At 30.9% G+C, this 14,880-nt stretch carries 17 protein-coding genes; 8 read left to right on the plus strand and 9 right to left on the minus strand.

The features are described 5' to 3' along the window. Positions 1-17: 17 nt before the first annotated feature. The 5 genes from AJ885_RS06410 to AJ885_RS06430 all read left to right on the plus strand — a co-directional run bounded on the left by AJ885_RS06410 (position 18) and on the right by AJ885_RS06430 (position 4,797). Positions 18-1,109: a DNA adenine methylase gene (locus AJ885_RS06410; protein ID WP_002870664.1), complete on the plus strand. Its 1,092-nt coding sequence runs from the start codon at positions 18-20 to the stop codon at positions 1,107-1,109. Between the two features lie 163 nt (positions 1,110-1,272). Then, positions 1,273-2,301 (plus strand): N-acetyl-gamma-glutamyl-phosphate reductase, encoded by a 1,029-nt coding sequence (gene argC, locus AJ885_RS06415; RefSeq protein WP_002861017.1) that lies wholly within the window; start codon positions 1,273-1,275, stop codon positions 2,299-2,301. A 9-nt stretch (positions 2,302-2,310) separates the two neighbouring features. Next, on the plus strand, positions 2,311-2,757 hold the full coding sequence (locus tag AJ885_RS06420) for a GNAT family N-acetyltransferase (RefSeq protein ID WP_070280894.1): 447 nt from the start codon (positions 2,311-2,313) through the stop codon (positions 2,755-2,757). A gap of 3 nt (positions 2,758-2,760) precedes the next feature. Continuing rightward, positions 2,761-3,606: an acetylglutamate kinase gene (argB, locus tag AJ885_RS06425; RefSeq protein WP_079860254.1), complete on the plus strand. Its 846-nt coding sequence runs from the start codon at positions 2,761-2,763 to the stop codon at positions 3,604-3,606. 3 nt (positions 3,607-3,609) lie between these two features. Beyond that, the gene (locus AJ885_RS06430; RefSeq protein WP_079860255.1) at positions 3,610-4,797 is read left to right on the plus strand and encodes an aspartate aminotransferase family protein; all 1,188 of its coding nucleotides are present in this window, start codon (positions 3,610-3,612) and stop codon (positions 4,795-4,797) included. A gap of 18 nt (positions 4,798-4,815) precedes the next feature. On the opposite strand, the gene AJ885_RS06435 is transcribed toward AJ885_RS06430, so the two are convergent. Then, the gene (locus tag AJ885_RS06435; RefSeq protein WP_002861021.1) at positions 4,816-5,445 is read right to left on the minus strand and encodes a protein-L-isoaspartate(D-aspartate) O-methyltransferase; all 630 of its coding nucleotides are present in this window, start codon (positions 5,443-5,445) and stop codon (positions 4,816-4,818) included. A gap of 88 nt (positions 5,446-5,533) precedes the next feature. On the opposite strand from AJ885_RS06435, the gene AJ885_RS06440 reads away from it, so the two are divergent. Then, entirely contained in the window at positions 5,534-6,082 is a 549-nt protein-coding gene (locus AJ885_RS06440) for a gamma carbonic anhydrase family protein (RefSeq protein ID WP_002861022.1), read from the plus strand. Here AJ885_RS06440 and AJ885_RS06445 read toward each other — a convergent pair. The 7 genes from AJ885_RS06445 to AJ885_RS06475 form a co-directional block, all read right to left on the minus strand. Continuing rightward, the gene (locus AJ885_RS06445) at positions 6,051-7,424 is read right to left on the minus strand and encodes a nicotinate phosphoribosyltransferase (protein ID WP_072223578.1); all 1,374 of its coding nucleotides are present in this window, start codon (positions 7,422-7,424) and stop codon (positions 6,051-6,053) included. The two genes, AJ885_RS06440 and AJ885_RS06445, sit on opposite strands and share 32 nt — an antisense overlap. After that, complete coding sequence (locus AJ885_RS06450) at positions 7,411-8,433, minus strand: ribonucleotide-diphosphate reductase subunit beta (RefSeq protein WP_002870660.1); 1,023 nt, start codon at positions 8,431-8,433, stop codon at positions 7,411-7,413. The genes AJ885_RS06445 and AJ885_RS06450 overlap by 14 nt, the downstream gene beginning before the upstream one ends. Before the next feature lie 14 nt (positions 8,434-8,447). Beyond that, positions 8,448-8,858, minus strand: a complete 411-nt coding sequence (locus tag AJ885_RS06455) for an RDD family protein (protein WP_002870659.1) — start codon at positions 8,856-8,858, stop codon at positions 8,448-8,450. Beyond that, positions 8,859-9,467, minus strand: a complete 609-nt coding sequence (gene pyrE / locus AJ885_RS06460; RefSeq protein WP_002854423.1) for an orotate phosphoribosyltransferase — start codon at positions 9,465-9,467, stop codon at positions 8,859-8,861. A gap of 2 nt (positions 9,468-9,469) precedes the next feature. Further along, the gene (gene frr, locus AJ885_RS06465; RefSeq protein ID WP_074470019.1) at positions 9,470-10,033 is read right to left on the minus strand and encodes a ribosome recycling factor; all 564 of its coding nucleotides are present in this window, start codon (positions 10,031-10,033) and stop codon (positions 9,470-9,472) included. A 9-nt stretch (positions 10,034-10,042) separates the two neighbouring features. Further along, positions 10,043-10,411 carry a preprotein translocase subunit SecG gene (gene secG, locus AJ885_RS06470; RefSeq protein ID WP_002880902.1) on the minus strand — a complete coding sequence of 123 codons (369 nt, stop codon included), beginning with the start codon at positions 10,409-10,411 and terminating at the stop codon, positions 10,043-10,045. 103 nt (positions 10,412-10,514) lie between these two features. Further along, positions 10,515-11,210 carry a Bax inhibitor-1/YccA family protein gene (locus tag AJ885_RS06475; protein WP_002851668.1) on the minus strand — a complete coding sequence of 232 codons (696 nt, stop codon included), beginning with the start codon at positions 11,208-11,210 and terminating at the stop codon, positions 10,515-10,517. Between the two features lie 160 nt (positions 11,211-11,370). On the opposite strand from AJ885_RS06475, the gene AJ885_RS06480 reads away from it, so the two are divergent. Beyond that, on the plus strand, positions 11,371-12,006 hold the full coding sequence (locus AJ885_RS06480; protein WP_002851887.1) for a carbonic anhydrase: 636 nt from the start codon (positions 11,371-11,373) through the stop codon (positions 12,004-12,006). Further along, the gene (locus AJ885_RS06485; protein WP_070280896.1) at positions 12,003-13,886 is read left to right on the plus strand and encodes a mechanosensitive ion channel family protein; all 1,884 of its coding nucleotides are present in this window, start codon (positions 12,003-12,005) and stop codon (positions 13,884-13,886) included. The genes AJ885_RS06480 and AJ885_RS06485 overlap by 4 nt, the downstream gene beginning before the upstream one ends. 22 nt (positions 13,887-13,908) lie before the next feature. Here AJ885_RS06485 and AJ885_RS06490 read toward each other — a convergent pair whose 3' ends face one another. Further along, on the minus strand, positions 13,909-14,880 hold the full coding sequence (locus tag AJ885_RS06490) for an iron-sulfur cluster assembly scaffold protein (RefSeq protein WP_070280898.1): 972 nt from the start codon (positions 14,878-14,880) through the stop codon (positions 13,909-13,911).

Genomic DNA, 14,880 nt, shown 5'->3' on the forward strand with positions numbered 1-14,880 from the left:
TTTAAAGGTTTTAAATTTTGAAAGAAAATCCTTCTTTTTTAAAAGAGCAAATTATAACTTATCTTGGAAATAAAAGAGCACTTTTAAGTTTTTTAAATAAGGGCTTTAAGGTAGCTAAAAAAGAACTTGGTAAAGATAAATTTAGTTTTTGTGATATGTTTAGTGGCTCAGGTATTGTAAGTCGCTTTGCAAAGGCATACTCGAGTTATATTTTAGCTAATGATTTAGAAGATTATTCAAAACTTATCAATAAGTGTTATCTTGCTAATAAAGACAAAGATTTACTCCAAAATCTAAAAAAGTGTTATAAAAATTTAACCCAAAATTTAGATTTTCAAAAAGGTTTTATCAGTGAGCTTTATGCTCCAAAAGATGATGATGATATTAAAAAAAATGAAAGGGTTTTTTATACTTTTAAAAATGCTTTATATCTTGATACTATGAGACAAAGAATTGAAAATGAAATTCCAAAAGAATTAAAGCATTTTTTTATAGCCCCTTTAATTTATGAAGCTAGTGTGCATTCAAATACTAGTGGAGTTTTTAAAGGTTTTTATAAGGGTAAGGATGGTATCGGAAAATTTGGTGGCGAAGGACAAAATGCACTTAAACGCATTAAAGGAGAAATAGAGCTTAAAATGCCTATTTTTTCAAATTTTTCTTGCGAATTTGAAGTGATGCAAAAGGATGCAAGCATGCTTGCAAAAGAACTTGATTTTTTTGATGTGGTTTATCTTGATCCTCCTTACAATCAACATCCTTATAGCTCTAATTACTTTATGTTAAATTTAATCGCAAATTATAAAAAACCTGAAGAAATTTCCAAAATCAGTGGCATTCCAAAAGATTGGAATCGTAGTACTTTTAATAAGTCAAAATTTGCCCAAGACGCTTTATTTGAACTTATTAATGATTTAAAAGCAAGAGTGATTTTACTTTCTTATAATTGCGAAGGTTTTATAAAAAAAGAAATTTTTTTAAAGCGTTTAAGTACTCTTGGAAAATGTCGTATTTTAGAACAAAAATATAATACTTTTAGAGCTTCTCGCAATCTTAAAAATCGTAATATTCATCTTCATGAACAACTTTATATTTTAGTTAAAAATTAAATTCTTGTTGCTAAAATTATTTTTTATTTTGCATGATTAAATTAATTTTATTTTTTCAGATGTTTTGATTTTCGAGCAATAAAGATAAGGTTAAAGAGAATAATAGTTAAAATTTTTAACTTTTTTTGTTTATAATATTTGCTTTTACATTTAAAGGATAAAGATGAAAATAAAAGTTGGGATTTTAGGAGCGAGTGGTTATGCAGGTAATGAGCTTGTACGCATTTTGCTTAATCATCCCAAAGTTGAAATTTCTTATTTAGGTTCGAGTTCTAGCGTGGGACAAAATTATCAAGATCTTTATCCTAATACCCCTTTAAATTTATGTTTTGAAAATAAAAATTTAGATGAACTTGAACTTGATCTTTTGTTTTTGGCTACTCCTCATGAATTTAGCGCTAAGCTTTTAAATGAGAATTTGTTAAAAAAGATGAAAATCATTGATTTAAGTGCAGATTTTCGTCTTAAAAATCCTAAAGATTATGAGCTTTGGTATAAATTCACTCATCCTAATCAAGAGCTTTTGCAAAATGCAGTTTATGGACTTTGCGAGCTTTATAAAGAAGAGATAAAAAAAGCAAGTTTGGTGGCAAATCCAGGTTGCTATACCACTTGTTCTATCTTAAGTCTTTATCCGCTTTTTAAAGAAAAAATCATCGATTTTAACTCAGTTATCATTGATGCAAAAAGTGGAGTAAGCGGAGCAGGAAGAAGTGCAAAGATGGAAAATCTTTTTTGCGAAGTTAATGAAAATATCAAAGCTTATGGTTTGGCTTCGCACCGCCATACTCCCGAAATTGAAGAGCATTTAAGCTATGCGGCCAAAGAGAAAATCACTCTACAATTTACCCCTCATCTTGTGCCTATGCAAAGAGGAATTTTAATCAGTGCTTATGCAAATTTAAAAGAGAATTTGCAAGAGCAAGACATACGCGATATTTATACAAAATACTATCAAAACAATAAATTCATAAGGCTTTTACCGCCGCAGTCGTTTCCGCAGACTCGGTGGGTTAAATCAAGCAATTTTGCGGATATAAATTTTAGTATAGATCAACGCACAAGGCGTGTTATTGTGCTTGGTGCTATTGATAATTTAATTAAAGGCGCAGCAGGACAAGCTGTTCAAAATATGAATTTAATGTTTGATTTTGATGAAGATGAAGGACTTAAATTCTTTGCAAATTTGTAAAGGATAAAAATGATAATACGAGCTATGCAAAAAAGTGATTATGAAGTCGTTTATAAGCTTTGGTGCGAGATAAAAGGCTTTGGGATAAGAAGCATTGATGATAGCAAAGAAAATATAGAAAATTTTTTAGATAGAAACCCAAATCTTAGCGTTGTAGCAGTGATTGATGAAGAAATTGTAGGAAGTATACTTTGCGGGCATGATGGACGCACAGGGGGATTTTATCATGTATGTGTGCATAAAGATCATAGAAAAAAGGGTATAGCACACGAGATGACAAAATTTTGTCTCGAGGCCTTAAAAGCTCAAAAGATCAATAAAATCGCCTTAATCGCTTTTAAAAACAATGATTTAGGCAATAAGTTTTGGAAACATTATGGTTTTACTTTAAGAGAGGATGCGAATTATTACGATCTTTCTTTAAATGAGTATAATCAAACCAGCTTTAATGTTTAAGGAATGATCATGCAAAAATATTTAGAAAAAGCCAATGTCTTAATCGAAGCTTTGCCTTATATACGCAAATTTAATTCCAAGATTATACTTATAAAATACGGCGGATCAGCTATGGAAAATGAAGAGCTAAAGCATTGTGTGATGCAAGATATAGCTCTTTTAAAACTTGTGGGTTTAAAGCCTATCATCGTACATGGTGGGGGAAAAGATATTTCTGCTATGTGTGAAAAATTAGGCGTAAAGAGTGAGTTTAAAAACGGCCTTAGGGTTAGTGATAAAGCCACTACTGAAGTAGCCAGTATGGTTTTAAATCATATCAATAAAAATTTAGTCCATAGTTTGCAAAATTTAGGAGTTAAAGCCATAGGGCTTTGTGGTAAAGATGGCGCGCTTTTAGAATGTGTGAAAAAAGATGAAAATTTAGCTTTTGTTGGCACGATACAAAAGGTAAATTCGAAAATTTTAGAAGAGCTTTTAGAAAAAGATTTTTTACCTATCATTGCTCCTATTGGCATGGATGAGGATTTTAATACTTATAATATTAACGCTGATGACGCAGCTTGTGCGATTGCTAAGGCTTTAAGGGCTGAAAAACTTGCTTTTTTAACCGATACTGCAGGGCTTTATGAGGATTTTAATGATAAAAATTCTTTGATTTCTAAAATCAGTCTTGAACAAGCTAAAATTTTAGCTCCTAAAATAGAAGGTGGTATGCATGTAAAATTAAAATCTTGCATTGATGCTTGTGAAAATGGAGTTAAAAAGGTGCATATTTTAGATGGGCGCGTGAAGCATTCTTTGTTGCTTGAGTTTTTTACTGATGAAGGTATAGGCACTTTGGTGGGTTAAAGAATGAAAATGGATTATAAAGAACAAAGTCATATTATCCCTACTTATAAGCGTTTTGATATAGTTTTAGAAAAAGGGCAGGGGGTTTATCTTTTTGATGATAAGGCTAAAAAATATCTTGATTTTTCAAGTGGTATAGGCGTTTGTGCTTTAGGATATAATCATGCTAAATTTAATGCTAAAATCAAAGCTCAAGTGGATAAGCTTTTACATACTAGCAATTTATATTATAATGAAAACATAGCCGCTGCAGCTAAAAATTTAGCCAAAGCTAGTGCTTTAGAGCGTGTTTTTTTTACAAATTCTGGCACAGAAAGTATAGAAGGAGCGATGAAAACAGCTAGAAAATACGCCTTTAACAAAGGTATTAAGGGTGGACAATTTATCGCTTTTAAGCATTCTTTTCATGGGCGTACTTTAGGGGCTTTATCGCTTACTGCTAATGAAAAATATCAAAAGCCTTTTAAACCTTTAATTTCAGGGGTTAAATTTGCAAAATATAATGATATTCTAAGCGTTGAAAAACGAGTAAATGAAAAAACTTGTGCCATTATCTTAGAAAGCGTGCAAGGAGAAGGTGGGATAAATCCTGCAAATAAAGATTTTTACAAAGCCTTAAGAAAGCTTTGTGATGAAAAAGATATATTATTAATCGCTGATGAAATTCAATGTGGCATGGGTAGAAGTGGAAAATTTTTTGCCTATGAGCACGCACAAATTTTGCCTGATATCATGACTTCAGCTAAGGCCTTAGGTTGTGGGCTTAGTGTGGGTGCTTTTGTAATAAATCAAAAAGTAGCAAGCAATTCTTTAGAAGCAGGCGATCATGGTAGCACTTACGGGGGAAATCCTTTGGTTTGTGCAGGAGTGAATGCGGTTTTTGAAATTTTTAAAGAAGAAAAAATTTTAGAAAATGTCAATAAACTCACGCCTTATTTAGAGCAAAGTTTAGATGAATTGATAAAAGAATTTGATTTTTGTAAAAAACGCAAAGGCTTAGGGTTTATGCAAGGGTTTAGTCTTGATAAAAGTATAAAAGTGTCCAAGATCATTCAAAAATGCCAAGAAAATGCACTTTTGCTGATAAGTTGTGGGGAAAATGATTTGAGATTTTTACCTCCTTTGATTTTGCAAAAAGAACATATTGATGAAATGAGTGAAAAGTTAAGAAAGGCTCTAAAGAGTTTTTAATAAATTTTGTAAAAAAGTTTATTCTTTTCCATCTACTATAGGCACAAATAAACATTCTTCTAAAATTTCTTTTTGTAAATTTGTGCCATTTTTTCTAAGGCGTGTGATGAATTGTTTGCCATTGTGTAAAATAGGAGCGACTAAAATCCCGCCATCGCTTAATTGATCGAGTAAAATTTCAGGAATTTGTGTCGCATAAGCAGAAAATAAAATTCTATCATAAGGAGCATAATTTTTCCAGCCATTTTGTCCATCATCAAATTTTACATTGATATTAAAAAGTTCTAATTCTCTGAAAGTTTGAGCGGCTTTTTTGGCTAAATTTTCTATGCGTTCTATGGTAAAAACACGTCTTATGACTTTGCTTAAAATCGCAGCTTGATAGCCGCTTCCACAACCTATCTCTAAAATACTATCAGCATTTTTAAAATCTAAAGCCATAGTCATTTTAGCTACAGTTAAAGGTGAACTAATCCATTGAGAATTTGCCAAAGGCAAAGCATCAAGGCGATAAGCATGGGCTTTTAAAGGAGAAAAAATTTCACGCGGAATTTGACAAAAAGCATTAAAAAGCTCTTCATTGATAAAAACTTTTTGTGCAATTTCTTCAGCCATATTTTGACATCTTTTTTGTTCAAATGCGTTCATTACTTCTCCTATAAATTTAAATAAAAATTGTAACTAAAAAAGTTGAAATAGAGTTAAACTTAGCTATACTTAAATAAAAAGGAAAAAAATGCTTATAAAATTTAAAAATCATAGTCCCAAACTAGGTCAAAATGTTTTTGTTGCAGAGGGGGCTAAAATCATAGGAGAAATAGAAATAGGAGATGAAAGTAGCATTTGGTTTAATTGTGTTTTAAGAGCCGATGTTAATTTTATAAAAATTGGCAAAAGAACCAATATTCAAGATCTTAGTACGGTGCATGTTTGGCATAGGGAATTTGATGAAAAAGGAAAGTTAAAAGATGCTGGTTTTCCTACAATAATAGGAGATGATGTAACCATAGGACATAATTGCGTTATCCATGCTTGTGTGATAAAAAATCGTGTTTTAATCGGAATGAATGCTGTTGTCATGGATAATGCTTTGATAGAAGAAGATAGCATAGTGGGTGCTGGAAGCGTTGTAACAAAGGGTAAAAAATTTCCGCCACGCTCTTTGATACTTGGAAATCCTGCAAAATTTGTGCGTGAATTAAACGATGAAGAAATAAGCTTTCTAAAACAATCCGCTTTAAATTATGTGGATTTTAAAAACGAGTTTTTAAAAGATCTTCAGTGATATTTTGAAGTTTAGGCGAGAGTTTTACTTCAAATTTCACAAAACGATCAAGATCTAAAAAACTCTCATCGAGTTTTGAGATTTGCTCTTTTGTATAATCTTGAATAGTATTTAAAGATGACTTTTTAAGAAGTCTTTTTTCTTTGTAGACTAATTCTAAAAGTTCTTTGCGTTCTAAATTTTCATCTTGATTTGGGTTTTCATCAAAAACATAAAGCTCATCAAAAAGGATTTTTTGTGTGTTTTTATCATAAACCCTAAAAAGCTTTTTAAAATGAGGTAGGGTTGATTTTTCGTTATTTTCGCTGATTTTGATTTTAGGTTTTATGCCTTGATCTTCTAAGGCTGCGAGTTTATAAACGCAACTAAAAATAGGATCGCTTGAAGCAGTGATCAATCTTTCGCCTACACCAAAGATATCAATAGGTGCGTTTTGTTCTTTGAGTTTTTTAATGCTCCATTCATCAAGGGCGTTAGAAACTATGATTTTACATTTTTGAAGTCCTGCTTGATCAAGTTCTTGTCTGATTTTCAAACTCAACTCAAGTAAATTTCCAGAATCTATTCTCACACCGCCTTCTTGGATACCAAATTCTTTAAAAACTTTAATTGCATTTTTAAGTCCGCTATTTAGACAATCATAAGTATCAATCAAAAAAACAGGATTTTTTGGATAAATTTTCACATAAGCTTTAAAAGCTTCAAGTTCATTTTCAAACATTTGCACCCAAGAATGTGCCATAGTTCCATTGATAGGGATATTATAAATTTTTCCTGCTAAAGTACAAGCACTTCCTATGCAACCTCCTATAAAAGCTGCTCTTGCTCCTTTTAAGGCTGCTTCACTTCCTTGTGCTCTACGTGAACCAAATTCTAAAATTTTACTGTTTTTAGCTGCACGCACGATACGATTGGTTTTGGTAGCAATAAGGCTTTGGTGGTTTAAACTTAAAAGTAAAAAAGTTTCTAAAAGCTGTGCTTCTATGGTTGTAGCTTTAATACATAGCAAAGGTTCGTTTGGAAAAATCACTTCTCCTTCACGCATAGCATAAATTTCACCTTTAAATTTAAAGTTAGCTAAAAAATCTAAAAATTCTGTATCAAAAATACCTTGTTTTCTTAAAAATTCTATATCTTCTGCATCAAAACTCAAATTTTCAACAAAGTCTAAAATATCTTCAAGACCTGCAAAAATAGCAAAAGATCCTGAATCTGGAATTTTTCTAAAAAATATATCAAAATAACAAATTTGATCTTTTTTATTGTTTTTGAAATAGCCTTGAGACATTGTAAATTCATAAAAATCACAAAGTAAGGCTAAAGAAGTTTTAGAAGTCATCAAAGCTTATACTACCCTTAGAATAATTCGTTACTTTACTTTCAAAGAAATTGCTCTTTTGATCGTTAAATTTTGAAAAATCATCTACCCATTTAATAGGATGTTTTGCATTGTATAGCTTGTCTAAATTGATTGCGCTTAATCTTTGATCTACAAGATAATGGATATATTCTTCTATGATATCATCAGTAAAGCCCATGATTTGATTTTGAGTGATGTATTTACCCCATTTGATCTCAAGATCTCCAGCTTTTTTAAACATATCATAAATTTTATTGATATTTTCATCATGGAACAAATCAGGTCTTTCTTTGCGTACTGAATTGATCATATTTTGAAATAATAAAAGATGCGTGATTTCATCTCTTTGGATAAAGCGGATCATTTGTGCTGAACCTAGCATTTTTCCTGCACGTGCAAGTGCGTAAATAGCAGTAAAACCACTATAAAAATATACTCCTTCTAAAATTTGATTTGCCACCATAGCCAAAAGAAGTTTATTATCATCTACATCGCCTGCTAATTCTTCATAAATGCTTGAAATAAAGTCATTTTTTTCACGCAAAGTTTCATCATGCTTTTCCATTTCATAAATCAAATCTGTATTATCGCAAATCGCTTCTACCATAACAGCGTAAGATTTTGAATGGTTTGCCTCTTCATAAGCTTGGCGTGCTAAAACCGCATTGATTTCAGGAGCTGTGATATAAGGGTTGATATTATCTGCTAAATTATTGGTTTGAAAACTATCCATAGAAATAAGCTGACTCCAAACTAAATCATACATTCTTTTTTCACCTGTGGTTAAATTACAGCGATAATCAAGTGCATCTTTAGTTGTATCCACTTCTTTTGGAAACCAAGTATTTGCCTCCATTAAATCCCAAAGTTTTAAAGCCCAAGTATATTTTGCCTTAGTGAAATTTAAAATTCCATGTGGGTTACCATCAAAAACTTTACGATCTCCTAGGGTTTCGTTTGAGCTTGGATTGTAAATTCTTTTTCTTTGCATTTTTTAACCTTTCTTTATGCTTTGGTGGCTATACAACTTTGAGTTAAAATATCATGTAAATTTAAACGATCTTTTCTTACAAAACTGACAAATAAACCAAAGAGTAAGCCAAAACTTATAATAAATATCACATATCTTAGTAAAATTCTAAGAAAACTTAGTTTCTTTCCCGTTTTTATATCAATAAGATATAAATCATATGCTTTAAGACCTGGGCTTTGTGCCTTTTTTGTTAAAAAAATCGCTTGAATCAAACCAAATAAAAAAGTACATAAAGTTGTGATAAAATGGTTGTTTAAAAAAGCTTCTTTAGAGCCTAATATAAAATAAAATAAATATAAAATAGGAACATAAATAAGAAAAATATCTATAAGCAAAGCTCTAAATCTTAACCATCTAGAGCTAATTTTTGCTTTAGTTTTCATTTAATTTCCACGACTTCCTGGTTTTATGGCTTTGCTCCCTTTTTTACAAAGCGGACAATTTGTTTCATCATAAATTTCAAATTCAAAATTTCCTAGAGTAAAGAGTGGTAAATTTTCAGGTAATTTCGCATTATCTTTTCTTGGAGATTTTAGATTTTCTACCGCACAAAAACCACGATTTGCTAATGCTGCAAAACCTACAACAATGCCACCTAAACTTTCAATGATTTTTGCACTCTCTAAAGCACTACCACCTGTAGTAATGATATCTTCACAAATTATAAATTTTTCACCCTTTTTTACTTCAAAACCACGTCTTAGAGTCATTTCTTTATTTACTCTTTCAGTGAAGATAAAACGTTTACTACAAGCTCTTGCAAGCTCATAACCTGCTAAAATTCCACCTAAAGCAGGAGAGCAAATGCTATCAAATTCTATCTTATAGCTTGCAATAATCTTTGCAAGTTCATCACAAAGTTTTGCTGCTAATTTTGGATCCTCTAAAACTTTTGCACTTTGAAGATAAAACTGTGAATGTTTACCTGAACTTAGTAAAAAATGCCCTTCTAAATAAGCACCACAATCTTTATAAATTTGCTCTAAATTCATCGTTAAACCTTTAAAAGTTCACTTTCTTTGCTTTTTACACTCTCATCAATTTTTGTTGTGTAGGCGTCAGTAAGTTTTTGCACTTCATCATAAGCTTTTTTTGCTTCATCTTCGCTTATTGCCTTATCTTTTTCTAGTTTTTTAACTGCATCGTTGGCATCTTTGCGTATATTTCTTATAGAAACTTTTGCCTTTTCACCCATAGCTTTAGCTTGTTTTACATTTTCTTCTCTTTGCTCTCTAGTCATCGGAGGGAAAAATAATTTTACACTTTCGCCATCATTGTTTGGATTGACACCGATATTTGCAGCTGCAATAGCGCTTTCTATGGTTTTTAGTAAAGGTTTTTCCCAAGGAGTGATGCTAATAGTTGAAGCATCGCTTGCTAAAACAGTTGCTACTTGATTTAAAGGAGTTTGAGTTCCATAATAATCCACTGTAATATGATCTAAAATATGGGTATTAACTTTTCCAGTTCTTAAAGTGGTGAAGTCTTTTTTTAAGGCTTCTAAAGATTTTTCACTTTGGGTTTTTTGTTTGTTAAAAATTTCACTTAGCATTATCATTTCCTTTAATTATTTACTTGAATTAACATCGCTTGGAAGTTGTGGTGCACTTGGAGCGATAGAATTTGTGTTTGGGGTAGCAGGTGCAATAGGAGCACTTGGAATAGTAGTGTTGTTTTCTACTTTAATTTTCTCTGCTAGAGAGTCCTTGTTAGCTTTATTGTATAAATAACCAAGACCAATAGTATTTGCAATAAGTAAAATTCCCATAATAAAGGTAAATTTTGTTAAAAATCCAGCCGGTCCTTTGGCGCCAAATAAACTTTCATTGCTTCCACTATAAGCTCCAAGTCCTATACTTGAACTTTTTTGAAGTAAAACTGCTATACAAATAACTACAACGATGATAAATTGTAAAATGATTAAAAGAGTGATCATTGAAAATTCCTAAAAGTTAATTTTTAAATGATTATTTTAGCTAAATAAAACTTGAAAAGTTTTGAAACTTGATAAGTTTTTGTGAGAAAAATCCCACAAAAACTTATCTGCTATTGAAGCTTCTTAAGATATTAAGTAAAGATACGAAAAGATTAACAAAATCAAGATAAAGTGCTACTGCACCTTCGATTGGAGTTTCATAATTTCCGCGGATAATATTTTGCGTATCATAAAGAATGTAAAATGAAAATAATATTGCAGCTACTGCTGAAATAGCTAGATTAACTATACTGCTTTGGAAGAAAAGGTTTAGTAAAGATGCTGCTACAATAACGATTAATACTATAAATAAAGCTTTGCCCATAACAGTAAAATCTTTTTTTGTATTCATAGCAAATACACTAAGTCCTGCAAAAGCAACCGTTGTTAAAGCAAAAGCTTGAGCGATGATAATTCCTCCAGCTGGTAGAGCTAAAACTGAAATAAGTAAAGGTGTAAGCGTTAAACCTGAGCAGAAAGTAAAACCAAAAAGTAAAACAAGATTTAATGGAGCCTCTCTTTTTTTCCATTGCAAAGCAAATAAAAGTCCGATTTCAACAGCAAAAAGGATCCAAAAAGTTACTTGTGATTGTATAAAAAATGATGCTAAAGCAAAAATTCCTACATATGCACCTACTGTTGCAGCTAATAATGAAGCAGCAAAAAGTTGATAAGTTTGTTTAATAAAAATACTTAATTCGCTTGAGCGTGTATTTTCAAATTCTTTTGATCTTGAGTAGTCTCTATCATAAAGACTCATAAAATTCTCCTTGCAAAATTGTTAGATTTTTTAAAATCTTGAGCGAAATCTAACATATTAGACTAAATAAAAAGTTAATTTATATAATATCTTAATGCTTAAATGAAATCTTTGCTGAAATTTTGTTATAATTTCAAGATTTTAGTTTTAGGTTGGTTTTATGGAAAATCTTATTAGCGGTGCGATTAAGTTTATGCAAGAAGACTTTAAGGAGCATGAAGAACTTTTTGAAAGTCTAAAAAATAAGCAAAATCCCCATACTCTTTTTATAGGTTGTTCTGATTCTAGAGTAATTCCAAATTTGATCACTAATACGGGTCCAGGTGAGCTTTTTGTAATACGAAATATTGCAAATATAGTTCCACCTTATCGCGTTGGAGAAGATTACTTGGCGACAACTTCAGCAATAGAGTATGCTTTAAATTCATTGCATATTAAAAATATCGTCGTTTGTGGCCATAGTAATTGTGGAGGTTGCAATGCTCTTTATTATTCTGATGAAGAGTTAAATAAAATTCCTAACGTGAAAAAATGGCTTACTATGTTAGATCCGATAAAAAAAGATGTGATGATTTTTGCAAGAGACGATTTGGCTATGCGTTCATGGCTTACAGAAAAATTAAATTTAGTAAATTCTTTGCAAAATATACTTACTTATCCAGGCGTGCAAGAAGCTTTAGATGAAGGAAAAATAGAAGTACATGCTTGGTATTATATTATAGAGACAGGTGAAATTTATGAGTATGATTTTAAAGCAAAAATTTTTACTTTAATACAAGATAGGAAAGTTCAATGAAGAAAATTATTTTTAGTTTATGTTTTTTTATTTTATACCTTGGAGCACAAGAATTTAAATTTATTGATGCGAATATTAGTAAAGAAGATGAAGGAATTTATGCTTTAGTTGAAAAATATGTTGATCTTAACAATCAAATTAAAGAATTTAAGAAAAACAATGATGAAAATTCAAGCACTTTTAATGGTATTTTAAGTGAATTTGAAAAAGACAAAAAGACTATTTTAGCAAAAATACCCGATATGATAGTAGGACAAAAGATTAATGAAGAGGCAGTGGCTAGATTTTTAAAAGCAAAAGAAAAATTACTAGATGTTCAAAAAAAGAATATTAATAAGCCTTACATTTATACAGATGCCACTCTTAATCTAGTTTATTTTAACATTGTGGAAAGTTTTTATTCTTCTTTGTTTGAAGTGGAAAAACTTTTTAAAAATACAGCAAGTAGTGAAGATTTAATTGCTACTGTTGATAAGGCAATGGAAAATTTACAAAATTCTTCTAGTGTAAATTTAGATAGTTTTAAAAGCAAAATTACAAATCCAGAAGAATTGGAAAAAATTACCCTAAAAGAAAGATATATTGGTAACGCTCTAGATTCTTATTCTGAAATTCTTAAGTATTTACGATCAAATGCAGATTTGCTTGAAAGTAATTATATTTTTTCACTACTTGAGCTTCAAGTTTGGATAGATCGTATAAACGAGGCAATTGGGGTAAGTTTTGTTAATATCGGAAAAATAGTAATTTCTGCTTTGGTTTTAGTTTCTTTTATATCTTTAAGACGTTTTTTTGCAAATATAGTATATTTTTTTCTTGTTCGGCTTTTTTATAGAAATAAAAATGATGTAGATGATATTAAAGTTATTTTTATTGAGAATATTAAAAAACCAGTGAGTTTTTTTCTGATTGTTTATGCTATTTCGATTTGTCTTACTATAGCAACTTATCCTGCACCTTTAAGTATTAATTTGAGTAATTTTTTCCACATAATTTATGCGGTTTTGATTGCATGGCTTATTTTAAAAATGCTTGATGGTTATGGAATGGTACTAGTTTCTAAGCTTGCTCAAAAAAGCGGAAAAAAAGAAGTTGTAAATTTAATTATTAAAATTTTATATTTTGTTATTATTATCATAGCTTTATTATATATCCTTGCTCAGCTTGGTTTTAATATTTCAGCTATTATTGCATCTTTGGGAATTGGTGGTTTAGCTGTTGCTTTAGCAGCGAAAGATATAATTGCAAATTTCTTTGCTTCTATACTTTTACTTTTTGATAATAGTTTTAATCAAGGAGATTGGGTAGAGGTTTCAGGTATAGAAGGAACAGTAGTTGAAATAGGACTTAGAAAAACTACTATTAGAACTTTTGATAATTGTCTCGTATTTTTACCAAATTCAACTATTATGGGAGCTAATATCAAAAATTGGAGTAAAAGACGCATGGGTCGCCATGTTAGAATGTATTTGGGTGTTGGTTATGATGCTACTCCTGAAAAATTAGATCAATGTGTAAAAGATTTGAAAGAATTTTTGGATACAAGTGATTTGGTAGCTCACGATGAGGATAGTGCATTAAAATATGGTGATCATACGACAAAATATCGTCAAAATCTTGTATCTATTAACGATTTAGAAGGCTATAAAAATGCTTGTTATGTGGCTTTAAGCGAATTTGCAGATAGTAGTATTAATATAGAGCTTTATTTTTATACCAAAAAAATAGGCGCAAAAGATTTTAGGGAAGCTAGACAAAGCTTAATGCTTGAGTTTATGCGTATAATCGAAAAAAATGGCTTAACTTTTGCTTTCCCAAGTCGCAGTATTTATATAGAAAATTTACCACCTCTTGATTTGCAAGCAAAAGCTATAAAATAGCAAGATTTTATCTTGCTATTTTTTAAACCGGCATAACGCGTATATTTGGACTTAATTCTTCTTGTAAAATCGTTTCAATAGCATAAAGTGTCGCACCACTTCCACTAGAACAACCACTACAAGCACCAAGATAACGAATATAAACGTCAATTGCTGCACCTTCAGCCTTTTGTATATCAATCACTTCCAAATCTCCACCATCATTATGAAGCATAGGGCGAATTTCAGCATCTAAAACACTTTCAACTGCTTTTAATTGTCCTACTACGGTCATTTCATCAAAAGCCACATCACTTTTCATTGTATTTTTGAGTTTTTCTCTATCCATCTCGGCTCTGGTTTCAGCTAAAATATCTACAAGGTAATAATCTCTTTTTTCATGTCCGCCTGGTTTGATACAGGACTTGCAAAAAGCACCTGCTTTAGTATATTGTGTGATTTCTTCTACACTATGCAAATCATTAAGTTTAATCACTTCTTTAATGGTTCCAAGACTTACTCTAGCGCACTCACAAACTATAATTTGATCTTCAAAATCTTCAGGACTTATACCTTTATAATGAGCTGCTGCTTGTTTGATTACATCATAAGCCATAACCGAACAGTGCATTTTTTGAGGTGGAACAGCTGGAGTTTCTGGATTATCACGCATAGCAAATTCCACATCTAAATTTGTGATTTTTACTGCTTCATCTACAGTTTTTCCTATGCAAAGATCTACCATAGTATCACTACTTGCTATAGCTGTACCACAACCAAAACTTTTAAATTTTGCATCGATAATTTTATCAGTTTTTTCATCTACAAGCCAAAAAAGTCTTACTGCATCGCCACAACTTTCTGCGCCAAAATCAGCTACGATCAATTTTGCATTGCGTGCTTTAGCAGCTTCTTCGCTAAATTCTCCCATATGTTGAGGATTATTCATTCTATCTTGAACTTTTTGTGAATACTCATCCCAAATGGATCCACCAATTAAACTATTTTTTCCCAT

Source organism: Campylobacter sp. BCW_6464, assembly GCF_001762775.1.
In the GTDB taxonomy this organism is placed as follows: domain Bacteria; phylum Campylobacterota; class Campylobacteria; order Campylobacterales; family Campylobacteraceae; genus Campylobacter_D; species Campylobacter_D jejuni.

Bases quoted from the DNA above. Each gene is read 5' to 3' on its own strand.
- secG (WP_002880902.1), bottom strand. From the start codon at position 10,411: ATGATCACTCTTTTAATCATTTTACAATTTATCATCGTTGTAGTTATT.
- argC (WP_002861017.1), top strand. From the start codon at position 1,273: ATGAAAATAAAAGTTGGGATTTTAGGAGCGAGTGGTTATGCAGGTAAT.
- AJ885_RS06420 (WP_070280894.1), top strand. From the start codon at position 2,311: ATGATAATACGAGCTATGCAAAAAAGTGATTATGAAGTCGTTTATAAG.
- frr (WP_074470019.1), bottom strand. From the start codon at position 10,033: ATGATAATGCTAAGTGAAATTTTTAACAAACAAAAAACCCAAAGTGAA.
- AJ885_RS06485 (WP_070280896.1), top strand. From the start codon at position 12,003: ATGAAGAAAATTATTTTTAGTTTATGTTTTTTTATTTTATACCTTGGA.
- AJ885_RS06450 (WP_002870660.1), bottom strand. From the start codon at position 8,433: ATGCAAAGAAAAAGAATTTACAATCCAAGCTCAAACGAAACCCTAGGA.
- AJ885_RS06475 (WP_002851668.1), bottom strand. From the start codon at position 11,210: ATGAGTCTTTATGATAGAGACTACTCAAGATCAAAAGAATTTGAAAAT.
- argB (WP_079860254.1), top strand. From the start codon at position 2,761: ATGATCATGCAAAAATATTTAGAAAAAGCCAATGTCTTAATCGAAGCT.
- pyrE (WP_002854423.1), bottom strand. From the start codon at position 9,467: ATGAATTTAGAGCAAATTTATAAAGATTGTGGTGCTTATTTAGAAGGG.
- AJ885_RS06480 (WP_002851887.1), top strand. From the start codon at position 11,371: ATGGAAAATCTTATTAGCGGTGCGATTAAGTTTATGCAAGAAGACTTT.
- AJ885_RS06430 (WP_079860255.1), top strand. From the start codon at position 3,610: ATGAAAATGGATTATAAAGAACAAAGTCATATTATCCCTACTTATAAG.
- AJ885_RS06455 (WP_002870659.1), bottom strand. From the start codon at position 8,858: ATGAAAACTAAAGCAAAAATTAGCTCTAGATGGTTAAGATTTAGAGCT.
- AJ885_RS06490 (WP_070280898.1), bottom strand. From the start codon at position 14,880: ATGGGAAAAAATAGTTTAATTGGTGGATCCATTTGGGATGAGTATTCA.
- AJ885_RS06440 (WP_002861022.1), top strand. From the start codon at position 5,534: ATGCTTATAAAATTTAAAAATCATAGTCCCAAACTAGGTCAAAATGTT.
- AJ885_RS06435 (WP_002861021.1), bottom strand. From the start codon at position 5,445: ATGAACGCATTTGAACAAAAAAGATGTCAAAATATGGCTGAAGAAATT.